A 12,038-nucleotide genomic window follows, 5' to 3' on the forward strand; every position below is an offset into this window, starting at 1 on the left:
CGTTGACCTGGGACTACCTGAGTGGTCCCGACTGGGATCGAACCAGTGACCTTCCGCGTGTGAGGCGGACGCTCTCCCGCTGAGCTACGAGACCGCGCACCCGGACCATGACCCGGCGAACGACGTCGAAGACTAGCACGGGCGGCAGTTTCGGCCAGAATACGCTGAGCAGATGGCCGGTCTGAGGAGCGGCCGAGGAATTTGTGCGGCCATACTGGGGTGGACTATCGTTTCGGTTCGCACGTGGCGACGTTCTCGTCCGTGGCGCGCGGATGTAGCGCAGTTGGTAGCGCATCACCTTGCCAAGGTGAGGGTCGCGGGTTCGAATCCCGTCATCCGCTCGAAGGTGCAGTCGCATCAAACCCAGCGGTGGAGTGGCCGAGTGGTGAGGCAACGGCCTGCAAAGCCGTGCACACGGGTTCGATTCCCGTCTCCACCTCTAATCAGGCGCGGTTAGCTCAGCGGGAGAGCGCTTCCCTGACACGGAAGAGGTCGCTGGTTCAATCCCAGTACCGCGCACTAGTGTTATCGCAGGTCAATGCCTGTTTTCAAGTCCTTCTCCAAGCGGCGTGCACTCAACGTGCACAACACGCGTTCTCAGCCGTTCCCCTGAGGCACGATCGCCGCGTATGTCGCCATTTCGCTGGGCATCGCACAATCGCAGTGCATTGCACCAACACGCCGGCAATGCACTAATTCGCCTGCGCCCCTTGCGATTTCGATCAGCAGCGGTGTTAGCTATGCCGCGTGACAGCCTCGATTGCAGCGCCGGCCGACGCTCGGCGCGTGTTCCCCTGGGAGCCTGACGGCGCCGGCGCGGCGCGCTGGTACGACGGCACCACCTGCACCGTCGGCCCGGCCACTGTGACGATCACCGGGCGGCAATTCGACGACGGCACCGTGCTCCGCGGTGTGACCCTCGAGCTCGCCGACGCGGAGCTCCTCGACGCCGCAGAGGCCCGCTCGCTCGCTGCGGTGCTCCTCGAGGCCGCCGACGAGCTCGAACAGCTTTTTACCGGCGGCAGTAAGAAGAACCGCCGATGAGCGCCGAGGGCCGAGCCCGCATCGCCCGGCGGAGGGCCGCGCGGCTCGGTCTGCGACTGTCCCAGCGCGGCGCAGTGTTCCGGCTCGTCGACGGCCAGGGCGCCGCGCTCGAGGTCGGGCCGCTCGCCGCCGTCGAGGCGTACCTCTCGACCCGGTACACCGCGCGGCGGCCGGGACCGCGATCCACCACCGCCGCGCCGCCGGCGTGGGCGCCGCTGATCGAGTACTACCTCACCTACCTCGCCGCAGTCGGCCAGCGCGAAACCACGATCGGCTACCGTCGCGCCCTGCTGTGGCGCATCGCGCGCGGCCTCGACTGCCCGCCGGGCGACGTGACCGGCGAGCGGCTGGTCGCATGGTTCGGCCGGCAGACGCATTGGTCGATCGAAACGCGCCGCAGCTATCGGGCCGCCGCGCGGGGATTCTTCACCTGGGCGTACAAGACGGGCCGCGTGCCGGTGTACCTCGGCGATGAGCTCCCTCGCGTGCGACAGCGCAAGGCACCGCCGCGGCCGGCGCCCGATCATGCTTGGCGGCACGCACTCGCAGCGGCCGACCCGCGGACCACGCTGATGCTGCGGCTCGCCGGCGAGGCTGGGCTCCGACGGGCCGAGGTGGCGCGCGTGCACCACCGCGACCTCGTCGAGGACACGACCGGATGGTCGCTGGTCGTGCATGGCAAGGGCGGCAAGACGCGGGTGGTGCCGATCAGCGACTCGCTGGCTGATGCCCTACGCGAGACGTACCCCACCGCCGGCGGTTGGCTATTCCCCAACGGTGTCGGCGGTCACCTCAGCGCCGGCCAGGTCGGCAAGCTCGTGGCCGCCGCGCTGCCCGACGGCTGGTCGATGCACACATTGCGGCACCGATTCGCCACCCGCGCCTACCGCGGCACGCGCAACCTGCGCGCCGTGCAAATATTGCTCGGGCACGAGAGCGTCGCGACGACAGAACGGTACGTCGGCCTCGACGACTCCGAGGTCCGCGCCGCGATGGAGGCGGCCGGCTGATCGAGCAAACTTAGTCGAGTAGCCGTTTTGGCTGTTGGCTTCCGAGCCGCTCCCACTTCACGCCCCGCGCATCCGTGAAGGTGAAGTACACGTATTCGGTCGGTTGCTCGTCGCGCGGCACCGTCTCGAGGTGAAGTTGAAACGTGGCTTGGCCCGGCGCAAGTACAGGTACGAGGTCCGGACAATGCCGATGAATGATGGTCGGCGTGGGCGAGTAGGAGGAACCATCTTCGTGCTGTGCCCTGACCTCCGCGACGCTCGTGACCCACGGCATCGCTTCCTTAGTTCCAAGGTGCGATCCATCGGGGATGCGGACGTTGAAAACGGGCTCTCGGCTGTGATTGCGGATGACCACATACCGATACTCAGGCTTCCCATCGGGTTGGACAGGAGCTTGATTGGCAGGCGGCACCATCTCAGCACGCGGGACGGCCTCCGCGATGATCAGCCGCGCCTGATGCGCGACCTGATCACGCCGCTCGCGCTGTTGACGTCTCCACTCTTCAACGGCTAGTGCCAGCACACCTAGGGTCGACAAACTACCTAGTGCGGCGAGGTACTCCGGCAGGCTGCCCATAGCGAGCCGCCAGCCCCTCGTGTGCAGCATTGCGGCCTGAAAACACACGGCGACGAGGAGTACCAGGGTCAGGACCGCGAACGCGGCTGCCAGCCAGCCAGCGTGACGCTTCCACCAGTCTTTCACGCGGACGGAGCATAACCCCTAGTCCGGTGCAGCACGGAGAACCGAGCATTCGGCCGCTCACCGCGCCGTGACATACCCGCGAGCCATCCCGTCGGCATCCCGTTTGTTGGCGATCGGCCGAAAAAATTGAGCCGCGGTTTAAAAAAAATTTTCTAGACCACCGCGGCGGTCTGGGGGGCCCGGCCCTTCCAGAAAATGAGGCCCTGACCTGCGTCGATGCTGTATTCGGGCTGATGGCCGTTCAGAGCGGCGGCCAATCGAAGTAGCACAGTTCGCCGAGTTCCGGGTCGACGTTGCGGGGCTGACTGGGGCGGGTAATGGCGGGTCGCTGGTCGTCGTGGTCACCGTTGCCGCGCTGCTCGTTACAAGTTGCGTGGAGCAGCCGGTCGGCGACGGTGTTGCCTACCCCGTATGTGGAGCGGCTGCGGCTGTGGTCGGCGTGGAGGGTGCGGCCGTCGTAGTTGCGTTTCGGGTCCTTGTAGAGCTTGCGGCCGCACCACCAGCACGGGGTCCCGTCGACGTGGCGTAGCAGTAGCCGGGCTCGGTGTTGTTGGTGTTGGTGGCCGAGGCCGCGTGCGGTGCTGCTGGGCCGGGGTGCGCGGTGTGAGGTGTTGGGCATCAGATCATCTCCTCGGGCAGTCGGTAGGTGGCGGGCCGTGCCGGGCCTGGTGGACAGCGGCGGTGTGGGTCCGAGCGGGCAGCGGTTGGCGTGGTCGTTGGGGTTGAATGACGGTGTGCCGCAAGTGCAGCGGGCGAGCTCCGCGGGGAATGCGGCGGCTTGGGCGAGGAGTTCCTCGCGGTACCGCTCGTCGTGCTCGTCGGTGGGGGTCACGGTGCCGGGCTGCGGGAGGTGGCCATGCCGTAGCCGGTTTCGCGGCCCGGCACCGTGGTCGCGCGCGGGTGCATAGTCCGCAGCGGCGACGTCTGGTTTCAGTAGAACCAAGTAGAACCGGCGTCGGCATCGACGGGCTCGAGGCTGTGCCCTTGCTCGGTCATGGGAACGGCCGTCTCAGCGGGCACCGCAGCGAGGACCTCGGCCATGCCGGGATCGGCCTCGATTAGCGTCAGCCAGTGCGCTTTTCGGGCGGCCGTGATCTTGCCGGCCGATACCGCCTCGTCGACGTGACGCTCGATTTCGGCCTTGCGGGCGGCCGCGGCGATCTTGCGGCCCTCGGCGGCGTCGTGGCGCAGCGCGGCGAGCGTCTGCGTGTCGACAATCTCGAGGTCGTGCCGCTTTGCGGCGGCGGCGATCTGAGACGGTGGCGCGTCGGCCATCAGCGGCGCACCGCGCAGCGCGTCCTTGAGGGTGTCGAGGACGAGTTGCGTGTCGGTAGTGTCCTCGGGCAGGCCGAGCCGGTCGAGGAGCACCGCGGCCTCGGCGTCGTCAAATTCGAGTGTGAGCGCCATTGTGGTTGTCTCCCTTGGGGTTAAGCGGCGAGGCCGATCAGTTTCTTGGCTGCGTATGGGCGGTCGACAGCGAATGCGGGCACGGCGTACGCCTGGACCCATGTGGACCGGATGCTGCGGTCGTCGTAGACGTCGACGGTGAGCGGGGCCTCGAATCCGACGGTTCCGACCATGCCGCCCTGGCACACATACGCGGTGCCGGCCGGAATGCGCGGGTTGCTGAACATCTTGAGCCCGACGGAATCGAGCATCGCGCCGAGGTTTTCGGCGTATGCCTCGCGCAGCGCCCGCGCCTGCGACGGGTGCACGAGCAGGGTGTCCAGTTGGATGCCGAGCTCGTCAAGGTCGGCGAGCTCCTGGGCCTGTGCGAAATGAGCCGTGGGCCGATCAGCCGACGGCGTCAATCCCGTATCAGGGCCGACGAATTGCAGAGAATCCCAATCCTGGGTGACGGCGACGCTGTCGATGTCGGCGGCCTCGAGCGCCTCGACGGCACGGGTGTCGAGCTTGCGTGCGATCGTGTTAGCGAGCTGTGTCGTCTGTTGATCCAGGTAACTGACCTGGTTTCTGGTGCGAGCCTCATCGGCAACGGCGAATTTCGAGCCCCAGTCCTCGACGACGGCGAGCTTGGGCTCGGGCTCGACTCCCTCGACGACGCGGTACTCGGTGCCGGGAGAACGCTTTTCGACGTCGCTGGTGAAAAAGTCGCTCGCTGCGATGACGCTATAGAGCAGGCCGCCGCCCTGTACCTGGGCGCCGAACGGGCGAAACACCTTGGGCAGCAATATCTGATCGTCGGCGAGTTTCGCGATCTGGTCGCGAATGATCGTCGGTTGCTTGAGCGCGGCGTCGACGGTGAGCCGGCGTCCGGTGAGCTCGGGCAGCAGCGGGTTGGGCATTGGTCAATTCCTCTCAGATCAGGGCGATTTCGGCTGCGGTGCCGTCGGCGGCGCCGGTGACGGCGTATCCGACGGCGACGCCGGTGCTCAGGGTGGTTGCGGTGCCGTTGGCGCCGACCTGCACGGCGGCGCCGGCGGTGATCGCGCCGGCCGCAGTGACCTTGACGACGCCGGCGCGGGCGATCTGCACGAGCTCGCCGGTCGCGGCGTCGTGGGCGGCGACGCCGAGGACACGGCCGCCGGCGCTCGCGTGGGCGACGGCAATGTTGCCGCCGACTCGGTTACCGGAGACCGCGACGAAACGGCGGCCGGTGACGTCGGCGGTCGCGACCGCTGTCACGTCCTGCCCTGGCCGGTAGACGTAGACCGATTCAATGGTTGTGGACACGATCAAACTCCAATCGTCGAGCGGTTGGTTCGCCGCCGACGTGCGGCAGCAACTTGCACAGCACGCCGGCGGCGCGCCTCAAGGTCGTCATCAGGTGCGAACGCGGCGGCAGCGATCACGACCGGGCGGCCGCGGTGGGCGGCGGCGACGTCGAGGCCGAACAAATCGCCGACGTCTTGCAGCGAGCGCAGCGTCGACACCGCCGGCGCAGCAGCGCCGAGCAACGCGAGCGCGGTCAAAACGAACGGCCACACGCGGCCGGTGGCCGGGTCCTCGTACTCAAGCCATCCCTCGATTGAGCGATCGGGGTATGAAAATCGGATCAGCTTCGCCACGGCCGCAGGGACATTCACGAGGTCGCCGACCAACGCGTTGCCGCCGTCGGTCAGCCTCAGATTGTCGACGTAACCGAGGGCCGGCGATGCGTCGCCCATGCCGGTGTGTCCCAGCTTCACGACGGGTTTGCGGATGATCCCGGCCCGGTGGGCCTCGATGGCCGACCGCAGGTGCTCGGGGCCGATCTCGAACTCACCCGTGACACCGTCCCAGCGGCCGCACTTCAGCAGTTCGAGACCGGGCACGCGGCGCACATCAACGGGCACGGCGACCTCCCGGCTCAGGCGATTCTGTTGCGGCGCTGCGATTTGCGCTCGGCGCGGGCGAGGACGGGTAGGGCCGGGTAGAGCCAGTCGCGGCCGGCCCTGTGGGCCGGTAGCCGGCCGCGACGGCGAAGGTCCCGCACGTTGGCGAGAGTGCAGTCGAGCAGGTCGGCCACCTCACCTGCGGTGAGCAGATCGTAGGTTCCACATGTCGCAGGGTCGCTGGAATCACCTTGTGCTGCACGCAAACTTGCGGCCGGGCTTGCGGCTGCGATTGCTTTGCGTAATTGCTTGGCGAGGTGGGCCAGCCGGGCCGGCGGCGTCGTGGTCGCGCAAATGTGGTCGACAACGCTGGCGACATAGCGGGCGTCGGCGACGTCAAGGAACACGCCGCGCTGCGCGGCGATCACGACAGGCCCTCGGTGTTGTCAGGTGAGGGTGCCCAAGTCATTAGGACGTCGCGCAGCGCGTCGACGAGCCGCTCGCGTGCCGCGCCGCGTAGGTGGTCGTTGATGAGGCCCAGCAGCGGGCCGAGCAGCAGGCCCGGCCCGGTCGCGGTGATGTGCTGCTCGTGGTAGCCGGTGGCGAGGGCCTCGGCCAGCGACCAGCCGTGCGCCTCGAGCTCGGCGTCGCCGATGAGCCGGCCGCGCAACACTATCTCGGCGGCCTCGGTCGCTTGGCAGTCGCGGGCGAGCGCGGCGTCATCGGTGATTTCGGCCTCGGCCGCGGCGATGCCGCCGGCGACGGCGAGCCGCTCGACGAATTGCGGGCGCCAGGGCTCGGTTACGCACGCCGCCAGCGTGAGCAGCGGGCCGACGAGCGCGGCGCCCGGTGTCAGGCCGGGCCGGGCATGGCACTCGGTCAGCACGAGCGTCATGCCGGCGTGCTCGTCGTCGCGGCTGGCGGTGAGCCGGCCGTGCAGCAGCAGCGCCGCGGCGCGGCGGCACACGAGCTCGTGACGCACCTCGGCGGGGTCGCGGCCACCGCGCGGTAGACCGTGGCGGGACTCGAGCTCCTGGGCGAACGTCTCGAGGCAGTCATCGCAGAGCCGGCGGGCGGCGGGTGCGCCGCACTCGGCGCAAGGTTGGGCGGTCATCGGTTCTCCTGACGTCGGTTGGCGGGGTGTCGATCGCGACAGGCTTCGCGTAATTGCTCGACAGCGTCGACGAGCCGATCACTAAGCCGCAGACACTCGTCGGGGTCGGCGGTGTAGCTGAGCGCGCCGACGGTGATCCGAACTCGCGGCGGCGGCCCGGCGAGGGCCGCGACGGTGACCCTCACGTCGGGCTGGCGATTCAACCTCATGGCTCGCTGGCCTCGTGATTAGTCACGCCGGGCGAGCGATCGGCAACCGTTCCCCCACCCTTATAAAAGGGTGGGGGGAAACGTGATTGCGTGGCGCGTGATTGCCGTGATTTGGTGCGTGATTGCTCTACCTGCGGTTTCGTTGTTCGCGTGATTACTTGGGGGGCAGCGTGATTCGTTGTCGGCGCTGTTGGTCGCGTGATTCCTCTACCTGCGGTTTTCCCGAAAACGTGATTACGCATGATTTCTCTGCTCACTGCTCTCCCGCCGTTCGCTCGGCCAGAAACCACGCGGTCTCGTCGCCTCTGCCCTTGCCGCCGCCCACCCGTGTCAGGACGCCGTCGGCTACGTACTTGTTGAGGCGCCGGCGGGCCTTCTCGACGGCCGCGTCGAACGCGCGCCTCTCGGCTGCGGGCGCACCGACGCCCGGTGGCTTGAGCCCATAGAGCGCACACGCGCCGTCTTTCGCGGTGAGGCCATCGTGGCCTGTTGCCTTGACGAGCTCGACAACGTCGGTGTGGTGAAACACCGTGAGCACGCCGGCATCCTGGTCGTGCAGCAATTGGTATGGGCCGACCTGTTCGGCCGGTGCGCGGACGTGCTTGCACTCGACCACCGGATCGCCCGGCTCGCCGAGCAGCAACACGATTGAGCCGGTGCCGTTGGTGATCCACGCCGAGCCGTACACGTCGGCGGCGTCTTTCGGCGGGCCGCCGCCGGCGCCGCGCTTGGTGGTGTGGTGGAGCTCGGCGAGCTCACGGCCGCTGGCGAGTAAATGTTGGCGGGCACGGTTGTATCCGGCGCCGACCTCGTCCTCGCTGAGCCCGATCGCGGCATCTTTGAGCGAGTCGACGTAAACCGTTGCCGCGTCGGCGGCCTCGGCGAGCCGTGCGAGCACCGTTGGGTTACGGGCGACGTCGGCCGGCGGCGGGCCGCGCCAGATCACCAGGCGCTCGGCGAGCACGTCGCGGTCGGCTTCGGTGAATTGGCGGGCGAACGAGCGCGCGATTTGTCGCGGCCGGTCCATCGCGAGGTAGAGCACGCGGCCGGGCCGCGGCGCCACCTTGTAGCCCAGCACATCGGTCGCGAGACCGAGTTGCGCGCGGATGAGTAGGCCGGCCAGCGTTGTTTTGCCGAGGCCCATCGGCCCGGCGATCATCACTGACTCGCCCTCGGCCCACAGAACCTCGCCGCCATCACCCCATAGCGCCGGGATCGTCTCGGGTATGTCGAGCACGAACGATGCGCCGTCGACCAACCGTGCGCGCATCGCGGCCGATACGTCGTCGTCTGGCGGCGGGTCGGGTGGGCCGGGGTAGTCGGCGGGCCGCGAAGGCCCGCGGTCGAGGTCAACCGGCGTGCCGTTGGCTCGTCGGCGCTGTCGGGTCTCTGCGGCGACGCGCCGGGCGACGGTCAGGCCGGGGTGCTCGTCGTCGGTCATCGGCGACACCACCTCAGGCGGTCGGGATCACGCTGCCGGCTGTGCTCGAGGGGCGGCATCCGCAGCGACGCCTGGTGTCTGCGCCGTAGCTGCTCGAGAAGTTCGGCGCCGCGGCCGTGGCGCCGGTGTCGGCCGGTGGCCGTAGAATCAGCGGTGTTGGTGGTGGTGTGGTGACCGCTTACGACGCCGGCCGGGTCTCCTTGTGGGGCCTGGTCTTCGTTTTCGGGAGGCCCCGACCCTCGCTCGGCCGTCACGACGACACCGCGCCGCCGAACGGCCTCATGGCGGCGTCGACTTCGTTGAGGTCTACGCGCACTAGCCGTGCGCTGCCGCGGTAGCCGGTGAGCCGGCCGTCGGCAATCATCTGCCTGATGGTGCGGTCTGTGACCGCTAGATACTCTGCCGCCTCACCGATGGTGACGAAGCGGCGGAGAACTGATGCTGACATGCGAGTCCTCCGGGCATCACTAGTTGCCCGGACTCGCATCCGGCGGGCCGTCTCGGGTGCGCGGCGGCGCCCGCAGACACCGCGATATTAGCAGCGTGAGGAGACACGCGGCAGCGAGCGGCTATCTCCCGCCGTTACCCATGTGCAGCGCCGTCCGCAGCTCGTCCAGGGTCAGTGTGATCTCACCGCGGTCTCGGTCGACGCGCATGAGCGCCAATAAGGCGGCAGACGTCGACGATGGACCTTCCAGCGGATGCGCCGCATTGAACGCGAGCGTGGCGAACAGCCGTACAAGGCGATCTTCGTCCGCCGCCACATTGTTTCGGCATTTGCCTGCGCCGCAGGTGATCTGGTGATGTTCGCGGTCTGGTCGCGTGTCGTGAGGACCAAGCGGTACAAGCCCGACCTCGGCGCTTAGCGCCGGGTCTGCGACACGCCACCAGTCTGCTGACGAATCACCGCGCAGATAGGTGATTTTGACGTTGTTTCTCCCGCGCTCGGGGAGCCAGCGCCCTTGCTTGTCCGTCCATTTGTAGCGCACGACTAACGTGGCACCGCTGTCCCGGCCGTGGCGGCACTTGATGGCGAAGTCCGGATAATCAGCCATCACAGTTCCCTGCTGTCAGCGAGTTTGCTCAGCAGTGCCGCTATCTCGCGGTCGCGGCCAGCGGCCACGTGCTGGTAACGCAGGGCGGCCTGTGGCGTGGAATGTCCGAGCCGAGCCATGAGCTCGGCCAGACTCGCGCCTGTGGCGGCGGCCAGCACCGCGCCGGAGTGGCGTAGGTCGTGCCAGCGCAGATCATCGCGGCCGGCTTGCGCACGGGCCTTATACCAGTGTCGTTGCAGCGTGGACGGTTGCAGGTGGCCGCCGCCGTCTGCCGGAAATAGCAGCGAATCGCGCTTGCTGCCAACAAATTTCGCGAGGTGGTCCTCGATAGCTGGGATGATGTGCGGCGGGACGGCGACGTCGCGCACGCCGGCGTCAGACTTAGGTGTCGTGATCACGTACTTGCCTCCGCTGCGGATGCGTACCGCGGCGCGGCGAATGCGGATCACTTCGTCGGATAGGTCGATGTCGCCGCGGCGCAGTTCGATAGTTTCGCCGAATCGCAGCGCGCACCACGACGCGAGAGTGACCATGAGCCGCAGCTTCTCAGGCATCGCCTCGGTGAGCGCGGCGAGCTCCTCGACGCTCGCGGGCCTGATCTTGTGGACGCGCTTGGCCCGGCCGGCGCCGACGATGCGGCACGGATTGGCGTCGAGGAGTTCGTCGTTGATCGCGCTCGCCATGATGGTGCGCAGAAGGCTGTAAGCGTGGCTTCGCAGCGTCGGGCGGTCGACGAGCGTCTTGCCGTACCAGTCGCGCACGTCCTTCGGCGTGATCGACGCCAGTGGCTTCGGCCCGAAGGCGGGCAGCAGATGGTCGTCGAGGATCGTGGTGTAGTGCTCGCGGGTGCGCTCCTTAATGGGCCGCCCGGCGACCTGGCGGCCGGCCAGCCAAGTCGCGGCGTAGTCGCCGAACGTTGTCTTGGTCGGCTTGGTGACCGCGGCGGGATTCCATTTGCCGGTCTCAGCCTCCACGCGGCGCTGGTGTAGCCATCCCTCGGCGTCGATGCGCGCAGCGAAGGTGTGTGGCGCGGCGACGCGGCGGCCGGCGGGGTTGGTGTAGAGGGCTTGATACCGGCCCGACGGCAGCTTGCGGATGGTGCCGAACGGGCGCTTCTCACGGGCCACGGTGCCTCCGATTCGTGCACAATTCGTGCACAATGAACCTATCAGAGCTTCCGCTTGGTTCCGTGTAATTCTCGCGGTACTGTGTCGCGTTTGACCAGTTCACCGCCTATTTTTGCTGGTCAGAACCAGTACCGCAGAAGCGCCGGAAATCAAGTTCAATCCCAGTACCGCGCACCAGCATCGACGCATGCCCGAAGACACGATTCTCCGCGCTTCATCAGAGCCTTCAATAGCACCTGACGACTCGGCATACGCGCGTTCGCTGACGTCGGCCCAGTCGTCTGCGCCATTGCCTCACCCATTGCTGCTCAGAACCAGGACGCACGGCCGATTGACGCGGTACAACTTCGGTAGATCTGCGGCAGCATGGTCCATCGAAAGGACGCCGACATGAAGAAGCGGCTCGCGCACCAGCGGATCTCCCTGAAGCAAAGAACGAAGCTCGCCCTGGCCTTGCTCGCCTCCGGGACGCTCGCTGCCACCACCTTGTCTGCAACCGCCAGCGCCGACGACGACTTCTCGAACGACCTCAAGTTCCAGTCGCCGTCGGGCGACGTCTGGTGCGTCATGCAACGCAACCACAGCAACTTCGATCCGGCCGACTACGGCAAGGGCGAAGCCACGTGCCAGGTTCAAGATCCCACCTACGCCATGCCGCCGCGCCAATATGTCGGGCCTGACGGACGGCCGAGCACCTGCTTCCTAGGCGGCTGGGGCAGTCAGATCTCGATGTATGAGGGCAGGCCGCCGCACCTCGACTGTGTCGGCGGTGTGCTCGTCGACCCGCCGTTGCCGCCACTGAACTACGGCGAAACCATGTCACTCGGCGCCATCACCTGTGCCAGCGAGCCGTCGGCCATGAGATGCACCGACACCAGTACGGGGCGCTTTTTCCGGATCTCCCGCGACAACTACGACCTCGGGTGAGCAGCGCGCCCGACCGTGAAGCCGGAATCTAGTCGGTCCCGGCCGCAGGTGGATGATCCGAGTCGAGCGCGCCGACCGCGCATAGATGCCGTTCCCGGCAGCAGCGGCGGCGCTGAGGTGCTGAAAACCGGCA

General features: G+C 67.6%; 16 protein-coding genes and 4 tRNA genes. 7 read left to right on the plus strand and 13 right to left on the minus strand.

The features are described from left to right. Positions 1-22 precede the first annotated feature (22 nt). A tRNA-Val gene (locus tag AC5Y4N_RS09610) sits at positions 23-94 on the minus strand. 174 nt (positions 95-268) lie between these two features. Here AC5Y4N_RS09610 and AC5Y4N_RS09615 point away from each other — a divergent pair. The 5 genes from AC5Y4N_RS09615 (at position 269) to AC5Y4N_RS09635 (ending at position 2,054) form a co-directional block, all read left to right on the plus strand. Next, a tRNA-Gly gene (locus AC5Y4N_RS09615) sits at positions 269-341 on the plus strand. 27 nt (positions 342-368) lie between these two features. Continuing rightward, a tRNA-Cys gene (locus AC5Y4N_RS09620) sits at positions 369-439 on the plus strand. Positions 440-447: 8 nt separating this feature from the next. Beyond that, positions 448-519, plus strand: a tRNA-Val gene (locus AC5Y4N_RS09625). Between the two features lie 228 nt (positions 520-747). Further along, positions 748-1,044, plus strand: coding sequence for a hypothetical protein (locus tag AC5Y4N_RS09630; protein WP_499910614.1), 297 nt, complete (start codon positions 748-750; stop codon positions 1,042-1,044). After that, positions 1,041-2,054, plus strand: a complete 1,014-nt coding sequence (locus AC5Y4N_RS09635; RefSeq protein ID WP_499910612.1) for a tyrosine-type recombinase/integrase — start codon at positions 1,041-1,043, stop codon at positions 2,052-2,054. The genes AC5Y4N_RS09630 and AC5Y4N_RS09635 overlap by 4 nt, the downstream gene beginning before the upstream one ends. Before the next feature lie 10 nt (positions 2,055-2,064). On the opposite strand, the gene AC5Y4N_RS09640 is transcribed toward AC5Y4N_RS09635, so the two are convergent. The 8 genes from AC5Y4N_RS09640 to AC5Y4N_RS09675 all read right to left on the minus strand — a co-directional run bounded on the left by AC5Y4N_RS09640 (position 2,065) and on the right by AC5Y4N_RS09675 (position 7,146). After that, the gene (locus AC5Y4N_RS09640; RefSeq protein ID WP_499910610.1) at positions 2,065-2,757 is read right to left on the minus strand and encodes a hypothetical protein; all 693 of its coding nucleotides are present in this window, start codon (positions 2,755-2,757) and stop codon (positions 2,065-2,067) included. 241 nt (positions 2,758-2,998) lie between these two features. Beyond that, positions 2,999-3,589 (minus strand): hypothetical protein, encoded by a 591-nt coding sequence (locus AC5Y4N_RS09645; protein ID WP_499910608.1) that lies wholly within the window; start codon positions 3,587-3,589, stop codon positions 2,999-3,001. 98 nt (positions 3,590-3,687) lie between these two features. Then, positions 3,688-4,164: a hypothetical protein gene (locus AC5Y4N_RS09650; protein WP_499910606.1), complete on the minus strand. Its 477-nt coding sequence runs from the start codon at positions 4,162-4,164 to the stop codon at positions 3,688-3,690. Between the two features lie 20 nt (positions 4,165-4,184). Continuing rightward, complete coding sequence (locus AC5Y4N_RS09655) at positions 4,185-5,063, minus strand: major capsid protein (protein WP_499910604.1); 879 nt, start codon at positions 5,061-5,063, stop codon at positions 4,185-4,187. Between the two features lie 13 nt (positions 5,064-5,076). Further along, positions 5,077-5,451 carry a capsid cement protein gene (locus tag AC5Y4N_RS09660; RefSeq protein ID WP_499910602.1) on the minus strand — a complete coding sequence of 125 codons (375 nt, stop codon included), beginning with the start codon at positions 5,449-5,451 and terminating at the stop codon, positions 5,077-5,079. Positions 5,452-5,453: 2 nt separating this feature from the next. After that, the gene (locus tag AC5Y4N_RS09665; RefSeq protein WP_499910600.1) at positions 5,454-6,053 is read right to left on the minus strand and encodes a hypothetical protein; all 600 of its coding nucleotides are present in this window, start codon (positions 6,051-6,053) and stop codon (positions 5,454-5,456) included. Positions 6,054-6,067: 14 nt separating this feature from the next. Then, positions 6,068-6,460, minus strand: coding sequence for a helix-turn-helix domain-containing protein (locus tag AC5Y4N_RS09670; RefSeq protein ID WP_499910597.1), 393 nt, complete (start codon positions 6,458-6,460; stop codon positions 6,068-6,070). Next, the gene (locus tag AC5Y4N_RS09675; protein WP_499910594.1) at positions 6,457-7,146 is read right to left on the minus strand and encodes a hypothetical protein; all 690 of its coding nucleotides are present in this window, start codon (positions 7,144-7,146) and stop codon (positions 6,457-6,459) included. The genes AC5Y4N_RS09670 and AC5Y4N_RS09675 overlap by 4 nt, the downstream gene beginning before the upstream one ends. A gap of 53 nt (positions 7,147-7,199) precedes the next feature. On the opposite strand from AC5Y4N_RS09675, the gene AC5Y4N_RS09680 reads away from it, so the two are divergent. After that, entirely contained in the window at positions 7,200-7,373 is a 174-nt protein-coding gene (locus AC5Y4N_RS09680) for a hypothetical protein (protein ID WP_499910592.1), read from the plus strand. Between the two features lie 235 nt (positions 7,374-7,608). Here AC5Y4N_RS09680 and AC5Y4N_RS09685 read toward each other — a convergent pair whose 3' ends face one another. The 4 genes from AC5Y4N_RS09685 to AC5Y4N_RS09700 all read right to left on the minus strand — a co-directional run bounded on the left by AC5Y4N_RS09685 (position 7,609) and on the right by AC5Y4N_RS09700 (position 10,990). Next, complete coding sequence (locus tag AC5Y4N_RS09685; protein ID WP_499910590.1) at positions 7,609-8,796, minus strand: AAA family ATPase; 1,188 nt, start codon at positions 8,794-8,796, stop codon at positions 7,609-7,611. A 250-nt stretch (positions 8,797-9,046) separates the two neighbouring features. Further along, positions 9,047-9,283 (minus strand): excisionase family DNA-binding protein, encoded by a 237-nt coding sequence (locus AC5Y4N_RS09690; protein WP_499910588.1) that lies wholly within the window; start codon positions 9,281-9,283, stop codon positions 9,047-9,049. An 82-nt stretch (positions 9,284-9,365) separates the two neighbouring features. After that, positions 9,366-9,851: a hypothetical protein gene (locus AC5Y4N_RS09695; protein WP_499910586.1), complete on the minus strand. Its 486-nt coding sequence runs from the start codon at positions 9,849-9,851 to the stop codon at positions 9,366-9,368. Further along, complete coding sequence (locus tag AC5Y4N_RS09700) at positions 9,851-10,990, minus strand: tyrosine-type recombinase/integrase (RefSeq protein ID WP_499910658.1); 1,140 nt, start codon at positions 10,988-10,990, stop codon at positions 9,851-9,853. The genes AC5Y4N_RS09695 and AC5Y4N_RS09700 overlap by 1 nt, the downstream gene beginning before the upstream one ends. A gap of 378 nt (positions 10,991-11,368) precedes the next feature. Between AC5Y4N_RS09700 and AC5Y4N_RS09705 the strand changes: the two genes are divergently transcribed. After that, positions 11,369-11,905: a DUF6636 domain-containing protein gene (locus AC5Y4N_RS09705; RefSeq protein ID WP_499910584.1), complete on the plus strand. Its 537-nt coding sequence runs from the start codon at positions 11,369-11,371 to the stop codon at positions 11,903-11,905. Positions 11,906-12,038: the final 133 nt, after the last annotated feature.

Source organism: Mycobacterium sp. NGS19 (assembly GCF_059813155.1).